Origin of the sequence: Microbacterium trichothecenolyticum, from assembly GCF_030818955.1 — a bacterium.
GTDB lineage: Bacteria > Actinomycetota > Actinomycetes > Actinomycetales > Microbacteriaceae > Microbacterium > Microbacterium trichothecenolyticum_B.
Map to the genome: position 1 here is coordinate 3,036,648 of NZ_JAUTBF010000001.1, position 14,026 is coordinate 3,050,673.

Consider the following 14,026-nt stretch of genomic DNA (forward strand, 5'->3'; position numbering starts at 1 on the left):
CGCCGGGACGGCGGTTTCGAAAACGTTCAGCGAACGGGTCGCTCCGAGCTAGCGTGGGCGGCGACACGCGCAAGGAGCACCGATGACCGCTGCCCGACTCACCGTCGACCCCCGCTTCGCGATCGGCCCCGTGCGCCGCCGCCTGTTCGGCGGTTTCGTCGAGCACCTCGGCCGCCACGTGTACGACGGCATCTACGAACCGAGCCATCCCTCGGCCGACGAGCAGGGTTTCCGCGTCGATGTGCTGGAGCTCGTGCGCGAGCTCGGCGTGTCGATGATCCGCTATCCCGGCGGGAACTTCGTCTCGGGCTTCCGGTGGGAAGACAGCGTCGGCCCCCGCGAGGAGCGTCCGCGGCGGCTCGACCTCGCCTGGCATTCGACCGAGACGAACGAGGTGGGCCTGCACGAGTTCGCCGACTGGCTCGACAAGGCCGGCAGCGACCTCATGCTCGCCGTCAACCTCGGCACGCGCGGCACGCTCGAAGCCATCGATCTGCTCGAGTACGCCAACGTCCCGGGCGGCTCCACGTTGTCGCAGCAGCGCGTCGACAACGGCCGCGCGGCGCCGTTCGACGTGCGCGTGTGGTGCCTCGGCAACGAGATGGACGGACCGTGGCAGCTGGGCCACCGCTCGGCCGACGACTACGGCAAGCTCGCATCCCGCACGGCGAAGGGTATGCGGCAGGTCGACCCCTCGATCGAGCTCGTCGTGTGCGGATCGTCGGGCGCGCAGATGCCCACGTTCGGCGAGTGGGAGCGCGTGGTGCTGGAGCACACGTATGACGACGTCGACATGATCTCGTGCCACGCGTACTACCAGGAGCACGACGGCGACATCGACTCGTTCCTCGCCTCGGCGGTCGACATGGATCGCTTCATCGAGGCGGTGGTGGCCACGGCCGACCACGTGGGAGCCGCCCGCGGCAGCAGGAAGCGCATCGACATCTCGTTCGACGAGTGGAACGTCTGGTACATCGACCGCGTGGCGTCCGTGAAGCCCACCGCGATCGACGACTGGCCGGTCGCGCCGCGCCTGCTCGAGGACGTCTACTCGGTTCTGGATGCCGTCGTGTTCGGCAGCCTGCTCATCTCGCTGCTCGCCCACGCCGACCGGGTGGCATCCGCGTCTCTCGCCCAGCTGGTGAACGTGATCGCGCCGATCATGACCGAGCCCGGCGGGCCCGCATGGCGCCAGACGACGTTCTTCCCGTTCGCGATCACCTCGCGTCTCGCCCGGGGCGAGGCCGTGCGCCTGAGGATCGAGGCGCCCACGATCGAGACGGCCGCGCACGGCACGGTGCCGGCGGTGGATGCCGTGGCCACCCACGACGCCGACACGGGAGCCGCCGCGATCTTCCTCGTGCACCGCGGACGAGAGCAGGCCGTCGAGGTGTCGATCGACGTGAGCGGTCTCGGCGACGTCGAGGTCGTCGAGACGCACGTGCTGCACGACGGCGATCCGTACGCGCGCAACACGCTCGACGACCCCGAGCGCGTGCGGCCCGCCGTCGTCGAGACGCGGCTCGACAACGGCATCCTGTCTCTCACGCTGCCACCGATCGCCTGGGCGGCTCTGTCGCTGCGGCGGCGGGGTCGCCTCGGCATAACTCCCGTGATGCGCGCGAGGTGAGCGAATCTCGAGGGGATGCCGCTGAGGTTGTGCGTGTTGCTGAGGTTGTGCGCGCGGGGGCTGGGCGTGTGCCCGGGTGTGCGTGACCTCCGCGGATGACTGAGCGTGCGCTCGGGCCCGCGGCCAGCGCGACTCGCGCACAACCTCAGTGATTCGCACAGTCTCCGCCGGAAACCGCCGGGGCAGGCTGAGGATGTGCGAATGACTGAGGTTGGGCCCGTCGTTCGCGCCGGCACGGGCGGTCATGCGACAATGAATACGGCGTGCTCGGACCGACCTTTCCCCGCGCGGTGTACAGACACTGACGGGTTCGAAGGGCCACCGGGCCCCAGGACAGCGTCCGCCGCACCTTTTCTCCGAGGAGCAGAGATGTCCGCTACCCCCGCCGCCGCTGTCGCATCCGAGACGGTCGAGCGCGTCCAGCAGCACCGTCGATACCTGATGTGTCGCCCCGACCACTTCACGGTCAGCTACAGCATCAACCCGTGGATGGAGCCCTCGCGCCCCACCGACACCGACCTCGCCCTGAAGCAGTGGCAGTCCCTGTACGACACGTACACGGAGCTCGGCCACGAGATCGAGCTCATCGACCCGCTCGAGGGTCTGCCCGACATGGTCTACACCGCCAACGGCGGATTCGTCATCGACGGCGTCGCCTACGGCCCCAAGTTCCGCTTCCGTGAGCGCGCGGCCGAGGCGCCCGCCTTCATCGAGTGGTTCGCCGCCAACGGCTTCGAGGTCGCGGAGCCCATCGAGGTCAACGAGGGCGAGGGCGACTTCCTGCTCGTGGGCAACACGATCCTCGCCGGAACGGGCTTCCGCTCCACCGGCGACAGCCACCGCGAGGTGGGCGAGGTGTTCTCGCGCGAGGTCGTCTCGCTGACCCTCACCGATCCGCGGTTCTACCACCTCGACACCGCCATCGCCGTGCTCGACCCGGTCGAGGGCCCCGGCGGCGTCGAGAAGGCGAACATCGCGTACCTTCCCAATGCGTTCGACGAGCAGAGCCAGGCGATCCTGCGCGAGCGCTACCCCGATGCCATCCGTGTCTCGGATGCCGACGGCTCGGTGTTCGGACTGAACTCGGCCAGCGACGGCAAGAACGTCATCATCTCGCCGCGCGCCGTCGGCTTCGAGGCGCAGCTGCGCGAGCGCGGCTACAACCCGGTGATGGTCGACCTTTCCGAGCTGCTGCTCGGCGGCGGTGGCATCAAGTGCTGCACCCTCGAGCTGCGCGGCGGTGCCCGATGAGCACCGTCGTCGACGACCTCGGCGCGCGCCTGATCGCCGAGGAGAGCGCGCATCTCGCGCACAACTACCACCCGCTTCCCGTCGTCGTCTCGCGTGCCGAGGGCGTCTGGGTCACCGACGTGGAGGGAAAGCGCTACCTCGACCTGTTGTCGGCCTATTCGGCGCTGAACTTCGGGCACGGTCACCCCGCGATCCTCGCGGCCGCGCGCGAGCAGCTCGAGCGCCTGACGCTCACCAGCCGTGCGTACCACAACGACCGCCTCGGCCCCTTCGCCACCGCGCTCGCGCAGCTGTGCGGCAAAGACCTCGTTCTGCCCATGAACACGGGTGCTGAGGCCGTCGAGACCGGCATCAAGGTCGCCCGCGCGTGGGGCTACCGCACGAAGGGCATCGCGCCCGACGCGGCGACCATCATCGTTGCGAACGGCAACTTCCACGGGCGCACGACCACGATCGTCGGCTTCAGCGACGACCCGGTCGCCCACGACGACTTCGGTCCCTACGCGCCCGGCTTCGTCCACGTTCCTTACGGCGACGCGGATGCCATCGCCGCGGCGATCGACGAGAACACTGCCGCGGTGCTGCTCGAGCCCATCCAGGGCGAGGCCGGCGTCGTGCTCCCGCCCGACGGGTTCCTGCAGCGGGTGCGTGAGATCTGCACCGAGAACGACGTGCTGTTCATCGCCGACGAGATCCAGTCGGGTCTGGGACGTGTGGGCGAGACGTTCGCGTGCGACCGCGAGGGTGTCGTTCCCGACGTCTACCTGCTCGGCAAGGCCCTCGGCGGCGGCATCCTGCCCCTGTCGGCGGTCGTCGCGAACGACGACGTGCTCGGTGTCATCCGCGCGGGCGAGCACGGCTCGACCTTCGGCGGCAACCCGCTGGCGGCGGCTGTGGGTCTGCGGGTGGTCGAGATGCTGGCATCCGGGGAGTTCCAGGCCCGCGCGAAGGCGCTGGGCGCGCACCTCGAGACGGCTCTGCAGGCGCTCGTGGGCCACGGTGTCACCGCCGCGCGCATCGCGGGGCTGTGGGCCGGTGTCGACATCGACCCCGCGTACGGCACGGGGCGCGAGATCGCCGAGAGACTCCTCACCCGTGGCGTGCTCGTCAAAGACACTCACGGTCAGACGATCCGCATCGCCCCGCCCTTGACGATCCGTGCCACCGAACTCGACTGGGCGGTCGAGCAGGTACGGCACGTGCTGTCGGCCTGACCCGCTTCACGACGAGGCCCCCGCATCGCGCAGGGGGTTCTAGCGGTGGTCGCAACACCCCAGATTCTGGGAGGTTGCGGCCACCGTGTCGTTCTCGGAGGGAATGCGTCTGCGACTGCGGCTGTCGGCCACGATCGCGCGGCAGTGCAGTGTGTGCGATCCGCTCGTGGCGTTCCCGGGCAGAGTCCACTGCAGCCGGAGCCTCGGGAGCCGGGCGAACGCGGGTGCCGTCTGCGTCCGAACTCACGGGCGACCGGCATGAGGCGTGTCGCCCGCGCCCCCGGGCCGTGCCGGCGGTCGTACCGGCGTTCGCCCCCGCGCTCGTGAAGGGCGTCAGCGATGCACGTCGGCCCGGATGACGTCGCGATCCTCGACGAGGTGCTCGCGCCGCAGCCATTCGCCGAGGCCGGGGAACGCGAGGTAGTCGTCGCGGTCGCGGCGCATGACCTCGTCGTGTTCGCCGTAGGCCGCGAAGACGGCGAGCTTACGGGCGACGGTCTCGGCGGGGAGGTTGGCCGGCCATGCGCCGCGAGGGTATCCGACGGCGTAGCGAACGATCGTGCCGTCGACGAGTCCCGCGTCGACCGCGGCGGCGACGATCCGGCCGGCACTGCCGTGGTCGGGGTGGTCGCCCTCGCCGTGCGGCGAGAGGTCGGGCATGTTCGCAAGCACCGACGTCGCTTCGGACGCGGAGAGGAACGCGGCGACCGTCTCGATGAGCAACTCGGCCGTGAACGGCGTGTCGGTGTCGAGAGTGGTCAGCGACGGCACCTGCCCGCCGAGGAGCTTGGGGATCGTCCGGTATCCGGTCGCGAACCAGCCGCCCCCGGTGAGGCCCCCGTCGGGTAGGCGCAGGAACGCCAGGACGATGCGGGGATCGTCCTCGGGCGAGGTCGTCATGACCGTGACGCCGTTGCGGAGCACCGTCTCCTGGTCGATCCAGGGTGTCGAGCGCCCGCGCATGACGTCGTAGGCGGCGCGGATGCCCGTCTCGCGGCCCATGGCGTACCTCGACATGCCGGTGCCGGCGTCGGAAGCGGTCAGGAACAGGTTCCGTATGCGGTGGCCGTCGCGGATCGCACGATCGATCGTCGGGGTGGCGAAGAGCAGATCGTCGTCGTAATGAGCCCAGACGCCCGCGACGGTGGGGATCGGGGCGTTCACCGGCGGGTGAAGAAGTCGTATCGGTGGGCGTAGTGGGTCGGCGTCACCAGGTGGTCCGCGCGGGCGGCGGGGAGCACTGCCCGGTCGAAGTGGCGGGCGGCGAGAGCATCGAGGTCGGGAACGCGTCGACCCGCCATGTCATTCCAGCCCACCACGAGCCAACCGCCCGGACGCAGCACGTTCGCGCTCGCTTCGAGGCCGCGGGCGACCTGGTCGGCGGTGTTCAACCCCCATCCGAACACGCCGTTGCACATGACCAGGTCGAAGGTGTCGGGCGGGTACACCGTGGCCAGGTCGGTCATCGAGAGGGTGCGGTGATGGGGTCCCGCGATCCGCTGCATCGCGGGGTCGACGTCGATCGTGTGGTACTCGATGCCCCGATACAGTCGTGGGTAGGTGCGGGTGTACCAGGCCACTCCGACATCGAGCACGCGCGTGATGTCCTCTTGGCCGAGGAACTCGGGCACGATGACGTCCTCGAGCATCACCCGGTCGGGAGTCGCGAGCCGCCACCGGCCGTTCTTCAGTCGCAGTCGGCTGCGCAGGCGCATGCTGCGAGGGACGATTCGTCTCCAGAGGGGGGACATTCGCTCTCCAAGAGTCGGCGCGATCGGTCGATCGTCTCGTGCCTATGATCGCCCACGTGCGGCCCCGTGTCATCACCGCCATGCAGACGCGGATCTTTCGGAGCGGGTCCACCGCCCCGGATGTGGCCGGAAGCGTGCTCTCCCGTGTCGGGGTGGAAAGCACCGGGAGACGGGGGTCCTCGCGCACTTGCGCGTGTGGGAACGGGGGCTTATGGTTCTGTCGAACCAGTTCGATGAGGAACGCCGAACATCGACAAGCTCACCTTCACCGCGACCAAGTCGGCCACCGTCGAAGCGCCGTACACCGCCCGGAACTGACGTGGCGGGTGGGGGGCGTTCGAGCCCGTCCCCACCGGCCGCGTCCGCCCGCGCGGCGGACGCGTTACGCTGCGGCGTCGGCTGCGAGGTAGCGTTCTTCGCATGCGCGAGACACTGCGGCGGTTGCGGCGCCCCGCCGCCGACGAAGCGCCGGCGTTCGAGCTCACCTACGTCCGCTCCGGACCCCGTGGTGAGACGCCCGTGCTCGTCATCCCCGGCGGGCCGGGGCTCGCCTCGGTCCTGCCCTACCGGGGTCTGCGCCGGTGGGCCGCGCGCGGCGGGCTCGACCTGATCATGGTCGAGCACCGCGGCATCGGCCGCTCGCGCACCGACCTCGACGGCCGGCCCCTGCCGCCGGCCGCGATGCGGGTCACCGCTGTTCTCGACGATCTCGCGGCGGTGCTCGATGCCGAGGGGATCGACCGCGCGGTCATCGTCGGTTCGTCGTACGGCAGCTACCTGGCCATGGCCTTCGGGGCCCGGCATCCCGAACGCGTCGCCGCCATGCTGCTCGACTCGGCCCTGCAGTCGGCGCATGACATCGACATCGAGCGCGACCGTCTGCGGGAGCTGTTCTGGGATGCCGACGACGACATGGCCCGAGGCGTGCGGCGCCTCGTGCACGACGGGGTCTCGGAGCGGGTCGTGCTCGACATCGTGCGTGCGGCCTACGAGCTCGGCGGCACCGATCTCATGCATCCGCTGGTGCGGCACAAGCCCGGTTTCGCGTGGCGCGCGCTGGGCGCCTACGCCACGCGCGACGGGTCGATCGCGCGGATCCCGGGCATCTTCGAGTTCGACCTCGTCGGCACGATCGCCTTCCGCGAGCTCGGCTACGGCGGCACGCCCGACGGGCACCCGCTCGACCCCGCGCGGACGTACCTGCCGCTCGCGCCCCGCTACCCGGCGTTCGTGGGCGAGCCGTACGACCTCATCGCGGCCGTGCGCCGCTTCGACTGGTCGCTCGTCGTGCTCTCGGGCGACCGCGATCTGCGCACCCCGTCGGCGATCGCCGAGCGCGTGGTGGCGGCGGCTCCGGATGCCGTGCTCGTGCACATCCACAACGGCCACAGCGCCCTCGACACTCACCCGATGGCGCTGTTGAACGCGGTGCGGCGACTGGTGCGCGGGCAGCAGGATCGCTTGTGCGCAGAAGAGGCGGCCCTCGATCGGCTGCCGCGCAAGGGCCTGTCGGCGACGTTCCCGCGGGTGCTCGTGCATCTCGCGCGCCTGGACGCCCTGCTGCGCCGGCGCGTGCTGCGCCGCTGAGTCGTGGCCCGGGACGGTCCGTGCCGTCTCGCGGAGTTCGGGCCCGGCGCGCCGTCGCGACCGGGGGTGGGGCGGCGTGTCGCGTGCGGGCTCCGCACGACGGTACGCGTCAGCCGTCGTCTGTCTCCGCACCGTCGCGGTGTCAAGGCCCTGCAGAAAACGGCGGCCCGAGAAGAATCGAAGGGTGACCGACGGTGACCATCCCCCTTTCCCCCTGCTGCTCCCGCCCGACACGACCGGCCTCGACGACGTCCGTGCGGCCTTGGAGCGAGCGGATGCCGTCGGCGACCTCGGCACCGACATCGCCGCCACGCTGGCCTGGGCGACGAGCGTCACCCGGCCGCGCTCGCTCGCCGCGACGTGGGAGGTGCTCGCCGCGGTCGCCGCGCGGAATGTCGCCGCGGCCGACTCCGCCGTGCCGCTCGACTGGATCACGCATCAGCTCGACCTGATGGATGCCGGGATCGACCTCGTCCTGGGCACGGTGCGACCCGACTTCGCCGACCTCAGCGTCCGGCACGTGGCGTACTGGCGTGCCACGCACCACCGGGGACGACCGGCGGGCAACGTCCACGGGGCCAATCTCGGCGTGCGGGCGAGCACGTACGCCGCCGCGGGTGGCATCCCGGATCTCGCCGAGCACGAGGACGTCGCCCTCGTGCGGGCCGTCCGCGCGCTCGGTGCGCGGGAGCGGGTGAGCGACGCGCACGAGGTCGAGACCTCGGGGCGACTCGCCGGGCGGACCCCGGCGGGCTATGCCGCGTTCCTCGCGCGCGTGCACGCGTGGATCGACGCCCCCTCGATCGCGGCGCCGGGCACCTGACGAGATCGTCGACCTCACCGGGAGCGCGGCGCCGCCCGCATCGCCGTGCCGTCGTGCGGAGAGTGACGGCGGCACGCCGTGACGGGTGGGGCCCCACCGGCGTGTCGGCTGCGGACTCCGCACGACGGCACGCGCACGGGATGCCGGGATGCCGGGTCTCAGACGCGGCCGGCGTGCACCGCCTCGAGGGCCTCGGCATCGGCTTCGGACATGCCCTCGATGGGCTCGCCGTTCCAGACGATGTCGTCGCCGAGGGCCGCGAGGATCTCCTTACGGTCGCCGTGCGAGATCTTCGCGCCGTGCACGATGGTCGCCGGGCTCCAGAGCATCGCTGCGCCGTCCCACCATCCGGCGCCCACGTCGCGCACGTGCAGCAGGTCGTGCAGCGTCTTGGGCAGGTGCGAGAGCGGCTCGGTGAACGCCTCGGCGAGGACGGCGAGGGTGATCTGACGCTCCGTGCCGGGGACGGCGACGACGGGCTCGGTGAGCTCGCCCTGGATGGCCTTCGAGACGTCGTCGGCTTCGAGCAGGATGACGCCGTTGGTGGGGCGCGGGTTGCACTCGATGATCTTGTAGTCGGGAGCAGCGTCGGTGCCGTGGTCGACGAAGTCGAACGAGATCTGGCCCGTGAAGGTCGGATCGAGGGTGTCGACCAGCTGCTGGGTATAGCGCAGGGTGTCGGTGCTGTCGACCGCGATGAAGGAGATCGCCGTCGAGTGAGCCCACTGCTCGGCGGCCTTGTAGGTGGTGTGCGCCAGCACCTTGCCGTCGACGACGACGCTGTAGGTGCACACCATCGGGCCGTCCACGAACGGCTGCACGAGCCACGGCTGCTCGGGCGTGGGCACGCACTCCTCGACGGGGATCTTGCCCGCGAGCGGGCCCGTGTTCGTCAGCAGTCCCACGCCGCCGCGCGAGAACGCCGCGCGGGCGAAGTACCGCGGGAAGCTGTCGATGGCGGTCCGCAGCTCTTCGGGGGAGGTGACGACCACCGTCTCGGGGATGGGGACCCCGGCATCCTGCGCCAGGCGCTGGAAGCTCGCCTTGTCGTGCAGGCGGGCGAGGTCGGCGAAGCTGCCGGCGAACAGGCGCACGCGCGAGGGGAGGTCGGCCGCGCGGGCGGCGAGGTAGAAGACCTCCTCGAAGGTGGGGATGATGACATCGATGTCGTGCGTGTCGACGTAGTCGCTCACCGTGGCGATGAAGGCGTCGGTATCGAACCGCGGCGACGGCGTCGCCAGGTGGCCGGCGAGGAAGCGCGAGTGATTGCCCACGGCACCGTCGTAGGTGTCGCTGGCGAAGACGGTGTGACCGACACTGCCGAGCTTGCGGATCAGATCGAGAGCGAACGTGTTACGGGAACTGGTGACGAGCACGCGCATGGAGGCACCCTTTGTCGTGGCGGCGGACGTTGGCGTCACTCTATCGATCGCATGGACGCGTCGTGGGGGAAACCTCTCTGCAACACGGCCCTGAGTAGAGTCATCGCATGGGTGACCTGTTCGACGGTTACGGCTCCACGCTGGCGCCGCGCAAGACCGCATCCGGCGTCCCGGCGTACGACGAGATGTTCGGTGCGCCGGCGACGTCCGGCGATGCCTTTCCCTCTCGCGAGGCGTATCGGGAGCTGTATCACGCGCTCGCGAAGATGACACAGGAAGAGCTGCGCGGGCGCACCGATTCGTTGGCGCGCTCCTACCTCGCGCAGGGCGTCACCTTCGACTTCGCGGGTGAGGAGCGGCCGTTCCCACTCGATGCCGTGCCCCGCGTCATCGCGTACGACGAGTGGTCGCGCATCGAGGCCGGCGTCAAGCAGCGCGTCCGTGCGCTCGAGGCCTTCCTCGACGACGCGTACGGCAATCAGCACTGCGTGCGCGACGGCATCCTGCCGGCGGGTCTCATCGCGTCGTCGCAGTACTTCTATCGCCAGGCCGCCGGCATCCGCAGCGCCAACGGCGTGCGCATCCAGGTGTCGGGCATCGACCTCATCCGCGACGAGCACGGCGAGATGCGCGTGCTCGAAGACAACGTGCGCGTGCCCTCGGGGGTGTCGTACGTCATCTCGAACCGCCGGGTGATGGCCCAGACCCTGCCCGAGCTGTTCGTCTCGATGCGGGTGCGACCGGTCGGCGACTACCCGAACAAGCTGCTCGCGGCGCTGCGCGCCTCGGCCCCGCCCGGGATCGACGACCCGAACATCGTGGTGCTCACCCCGGGTGTCTACAACTCGGCGTACTTCGAGCACACGCTGCTCGCGCGCCTCATGGGCGTCGAGCTCGTCGAGGGACGTGATCTGCTGTGCATCGGCGGCAAGGTGTTCATGCGCACCACGCGGGGCCCGCAGCGCGTCGACGTGATCTACCGCCGCGTCGACGACGACTTCCTCGACCCGCTGCAGTTCCGCGCCGACTCGATGCTGGGCGCGCCCGGGCTCATGCTCGCCGCGCGCCTCGGCAACGTCACGATCGCCAATGCGGTCGGCAACGGCGTCGCCGACGACAAGCTCCTCTACACCTACGTGCCCGACCTCATCCGGTACTACCTGGCCGAGGAGCCGATCCTGAAGAACGTCGACACCTGGCGTCTGGAAGACCCCGGTGCGCTCGAAGAGGTGCTCGACCGCCTGCCCGAGCTCGTGGTGAAGCCCGTCGACGGATCCGGCGGCAAGGGGCTCGTGGTGGGGCCCGACGCCTCTCCCGCCGAGCTCGAGAAGCTGCGCAAGCGCCTGCTCGCCGACCCGCGCGGGTGGATCGCGCAGCCGGTCGTCATGCTCTCCACCATCCCCACCCTGGTGGAAGACGGGATGCGTCCGCGCCACGCCGACCTGCGCCCGTTCGCCGTCAACGACGGCGACGACATCTGGGTGCTGCCCGGCGGCCTCACCCGCGTGGCTCTCCCCGAGGGCCAGCTCGTGGTCAACTCCAGCCAGGGCGGCGGCTCGAAAGACACGTGGATCGTCGGCGGCGCCGCCCCCGGACACGTCGAGTACGGCCAGGGCAACGGAGTATCGGGCCTCGTCGCCGACCAGGCGGCGGTGACCGAGGCCATCCCGATCATCTACGACGGCCAGCCCGCTCCCGATACCGCGCCGCGCGACCACCGGCCCGATCGCGATCAGCAGGAGCAACAGCAGCAGAGCGCCAGCGTGCAGCACGGTCCGCAGGCCGAGCAGCAGCAGCAGATGCGCGCCTCGACGACGTCGCAGAGCGAGGAGTCCGGAGCATGCTGAGTCGTATCGCCGAGAGCCTGTTCTGGATCGGTCGCTACATCGAGCGCAGCGACGGCACGGCGCGCATCCTCGACGTGCACCTTCAGCTGCTGCTGGAAGACCCGTGGATCGACGAGGACACCGCGTGCCGTTCGCTGCTGAGCGTCATGGGCTCGGAATGGCCCGAGAACGTCGACTCGGTGCGCCGCGACGACGTGCTCGCGCGTCTCGCCGTCGATCGGATGAACCCGTCGAGCATCGCCTACTCGATCACCGCCGCGCGAGAGAACGCTCGCCGTGCGCGCGAGATCGTGTCGACCGAGCTGTGGGAGGTGCTCAACACCACGAACTCGCGCATGCCGCGACGTCTGCAGACCGACAAGGTGCATGAGTTCTTCCAGTGGGTGCGCGAACGTGCGGCGCTGGCGATCGGCATCGTCGACTCCTCGACGAACCGCGACGAGGCGTGGCAGTTCTTCACGCTGGGTCGCAGCATCGAACGCGCCGACATGACCGCTCGCCTGCTCGCGACCCGCTCGCTGACCGAGGTGTCGGGCCCGTCGTGGACGACGATCCTGCGTTCGTGCGGCGCCTACGAGGCCTACCTGCGCACGTACCGGGGCATGCCCAGTGCGCGCAACGCCGCCGAGTTCCTGCTGCTCGACCGCCTGTTCCCGCGCTCGATCATCTACTCGATCCAGCGCGCAGAAGACTGCATGAGCGCGATCGACCCGCGCGCCGATCGCGTCGGTCACTCCAACACCGTGCTCCGCGCGCTCGGACAGATTCGCAACGACCTCGAGTACCGGCCGATCAGTGAGATCCTCGCCGAGTTGCCCGAGCACATGCATCGAGTGCAGACCGTGACCCGCGAGGCTTCCGAGGCCATTCGGTCGCGCTTCTTCCCGACGCAGGCCGAGCCCGCGTGGATCGGAGAGATCTCATGAAACGTCTGCGTATCGAGCACCAGACCGGGTTCGCCTACCCGGGCGACGTGTCGGCGTCGTACAACGAGGCGCGCATGCTGCCGCACTCCACCGACAGTCAGTTCGTGCTCAGCTCGTCGCTCGACATCGAGCCGTCGACCTCGGTGAACCAGTACGTCGACTACTTCGGTACGAGCGTCGCGGCGTTCGACGTGCTCTCGCCGCACGCCGCGTTGACGATCACCGCCCGTTCGCTGGTCGAGGTGCGCCCGCGGCCCATCGCTCACACCGACATCACGTGGGAGCAGCTCGCCGACGAGGCGGCGCGATCGATCGCGACCGTCGAGCAGCTCACGCAGACGCCGCGCACGACCCCGCATGCCGAGGTGGTGGCGCTGGCGCGCTCCATCGCCGCGCAGCACGACCGTCCGGGGCCCGCCGCTCACGCCATCGCCGAGGCCGTGGGCGATGCCATCGAGTACATGCAGGGTGTGACCGGCGTGCACTCGACGGCCGTCGACGCGTGGGAGGCGCGCAAGGGCGTCTGCCAGGACATCGCGCACATCGCCCTCGGGGCCCTTCGTGAGGTCGGTATCCCGGCGCGTTACGTCTCGGGGTATCTGCACCCGAAGCCGTCGGCCGAGGTGGGCGAGGTCGTCGCGGGCGAGTCGCACGCCTGGGTGGAATGGTTCGCCGGTGACTGGCAGGGCTTCGACCCGACCAACAACATCGAGATCGGTGACCGGCACGTGCTCGTGGGTCGCGGCCGCGATTACAACGACGTGCCGCCGCTGCGCGGCGTCTACGCGGGTCCGGGCAAGAGCCAGCTCAAGGTGAAGGTGACGATCACGCGCGAGACGTGACGGCCACCGGTGCGTCATACGGGCCCGACATGCTCGCGGTGATCGGCGTCCCGCGCGCATGAGTGCGGAGCCGACAGGGGCGGCGGCGAGGCGTCAGGGCCTCAGCGCCGCAGCGAAGCGCGCCTGCACCTCGCGGTGCAGGTCGACGAGGCTGCTCGTCTCGCCGTCGTCGTAGCAGCGCGCCCATTCATCGAGGGTCATGCGCATCTCGAGGCCCGCGGCGCTGAGGGCCGCGCGCACGTCGAGTTCGGCGAGTCCGGTGCGCTGGGCGATCCCGGGGACGAAGCGGTCGGCGGAGGTCACCTCGCGACGCACCGCGGCACCGAGCAGCGCGGACTCGTGCGCGATGAGCCGGCGCACGCGCAGGAAGCGTTCGCGCGCCCGGGCATCGGCATCCAGGAGCGCGAGCTCGCGCGCGAATTCCCCGCGGAGCACGGCGAGGAGGGCGGCGATGTCGTCGCAGGGCTCCCCGACCTCGGCCAACGCTGCGGCGAAGCGACCGTCGTCGACGAAGACCGCGTCCTCTTTCGTTCCGGCCAGGCGGAAGAAGGTGCGCGGCGAGACGCCGGCACGCGCGGCGATCTCGTCGACGGTCGTGCCGTGGACGCCCTTCTGCTCGAACAGGTCGAGGGCGGCGGCGCAGATCTCGATCGACGTCTCGCGGCGTCGGCGATCGCGCAATCCCTCGACGGCAGCTACCGGGGTGGTCATGTCCGCTAGAGTAGTCCACGTCGTATTGGCAGTTGCTGCCAACTTGTCGTGAACTGCTCAGA

12 protein-coding genes are annotated in these 14,026 nt (G+C 70.2%); 8 read left to right on the forward strand and 4 right to left on the reverse strand.

Annotation, left to right across the window (positions count from 1 at the left end; translation table 11 throughout):
* The first annotated feature begins 82 nt into the window (after positions 1-82).
* From arfA to rocD, 3 genes are all read left to right on the forward strand, one after another.
* Complete coding sequence (gene arfA, locus QE412_RS14375) at positions 83-1,630, forward strand: arabinosylfuranosidase ArfA (RefSeq protein ID WP_307485241.1); 1,548 nt, start codon at positions 83-85, stop codon at positions 1,628-1,630.
* 369 nt (positions 1,631-1,999) lie between these two features.
* On the forward strand, positions 2,000-2,881 hold the full coding sequence (gene ddaH, locus QE412_RS14380; protein WP_307485243.1) for a dimethylargininase: 882 nt from the start codon (positions 2,000-2,002) through the stop codon (positions 2,879-2,881).
* On the forward strand, positions 2,878-4,095 hold the full coding sequence (gene rocD, locus QE412_RS14385) for an ornithine--oxo-acid transaminase (protein ID WP_307485246.1): 1,218 nt from the start codon (positions 2,878-2,880) through the stop codon (positions 4,093-4,095). The genes ddaH and rocD overlap by 4 nt, the downstream gene beginning before the upstream one ends.
* A 333-nt stretch (positions 4,096-4,428) precedes the next feature.
* On the opposite strand, the gene QE412_RS14390 is transcribed toward rocD, so the two are convergent.
* Entirely contained in the window at positions 4,429-5,259 is an 831-nt protein-coding gene (locus tag QE412_RS14390) for a PIG-L family deacetylase (RefSeq protein ID WP_307485250.1), read from the reverse strand.
* The gene (locus QE412_RS14395) at positions 5,256-5,810 is read right to left on the reverse strand and encodes a class I SAM-dependent methyltransferase (RefSeq protein WP_307485253.1); all 555 of its coding nucleotides are present in this window, start codon (positions 5,808-5,810) and stop codon (positions 5,256-5,258) included. Before QE412_RS14395 ends, QE412_RS14390 begins: the two co-directional genes overlap by 4 nt.
* Positions 5,811-6,266: 456 nt before the next feature.
* Between QE412_RS14395 and QE412_RS14400 the strand changes: the two genes are divergently transcribed.
* Positions 6,267-7,433 carry an alpha/beta fold hydrolase gene (locus QE412_RS14400; protein ID WP_307485256.1) on the forward strand — a complete coding sequence of 389 codons (1,167 nt, stop codon included), beginning with the start codon at positions 6,267-6,269 and terminating at the stop codon, positions 7,431-7,433.
* Between the two features lie 184 nt (positions 7,434-7,617).
* Positions 7,618-8,256, forward strand: a complete 639-nt coding sequence (locus tag QE412_RS14405) for a glycosyl transferase (RefSeq protein ID WP_307485260.1) — start codon at positions 7,618-7,620, stop codon at positions 8,254-8,256.
* Positions 8,257-8,414: 158 nt separating this feature from the next.
* Here the strand turns inward: QE412_RS14405 and QE412_RS14410 are convergent, their stop codons facing one another.
* On the reverse strand, positions 8,415-9,638 hold the full coding sequence (locus QE412_RS14410; protein ID WP_307485264.1) for a carbamoyl-phosphate synthase large subunit: 1,224 nt from the start codon (positions 9,636-9,638) through the stop codon (positions 8,415-8,417).
* Positions 9,639-9,745: 107 nt separating this feature from the next.
* Between QE412_RS14410 and QE412_RS14415 the strand changes: the two genes are divergently transcribed.
* From QE412_RS14415 to QE412_RS14425, 3 genes are read left to right on the forward strand one after another with little or no spacing between them, the layout of a single operon-like run.
* Positions 9,746-11,485, forward strand: coding sequence for a circularly permuted type 2 ATP-grasp protein (locus QE412_RS14415; RefSeq protein WP_307485266.1), 1,740 nt, complete (start codon positions 9,746-9,748; stop codon positions 11,483-11,485).
* Positions 11,479-12,411, forward strand: a complete 933-nt coding sequence (locus tag QE412_RS14420) for an alpha-E domain-containing protein (protein ID WP_307485270.1) — start codon at positions 11,479-11,481, stop codon at positions 12,409-12,411. Before QE412_RS14415 ends, QE412_RS14420 begins: the two co-directional genes overlap by 7 nt.
* Positions 12,408-13,253: a transglutaminase family protein gene (locus QE412_RS14425; protein ID WP_307485272.1), complete on the forward strand. Its 846-nt coding sequence runs from the start codon at positions 12,408-12,410 to the stop codon at positions 13,251-13,253. Before QE412_RS14420 ends, QE412_RS14425 begins: the two co-directional genes overlap by 4 nt.
* 93 nt (positions 13,254-13,346) lie before the next feature.
* On the opposite strand, the gene QE412_RS14430 is transcribed toward QE412_RS14425, so the two are convergent.
* Positions 13,347-13,964: a TetR/AcrR family transcriptional regulator gene (locus QE412_RS14430; RefSeq protein WP_307485275.1), complete on the reverse strand. Its 618-nt coding sequence runs from the start codon at positions 13,962-13,964 to the stop codon at positions 13,347-13,349.
* Positions 13,965-14,026: the final 62 nt, after the last annotated feature.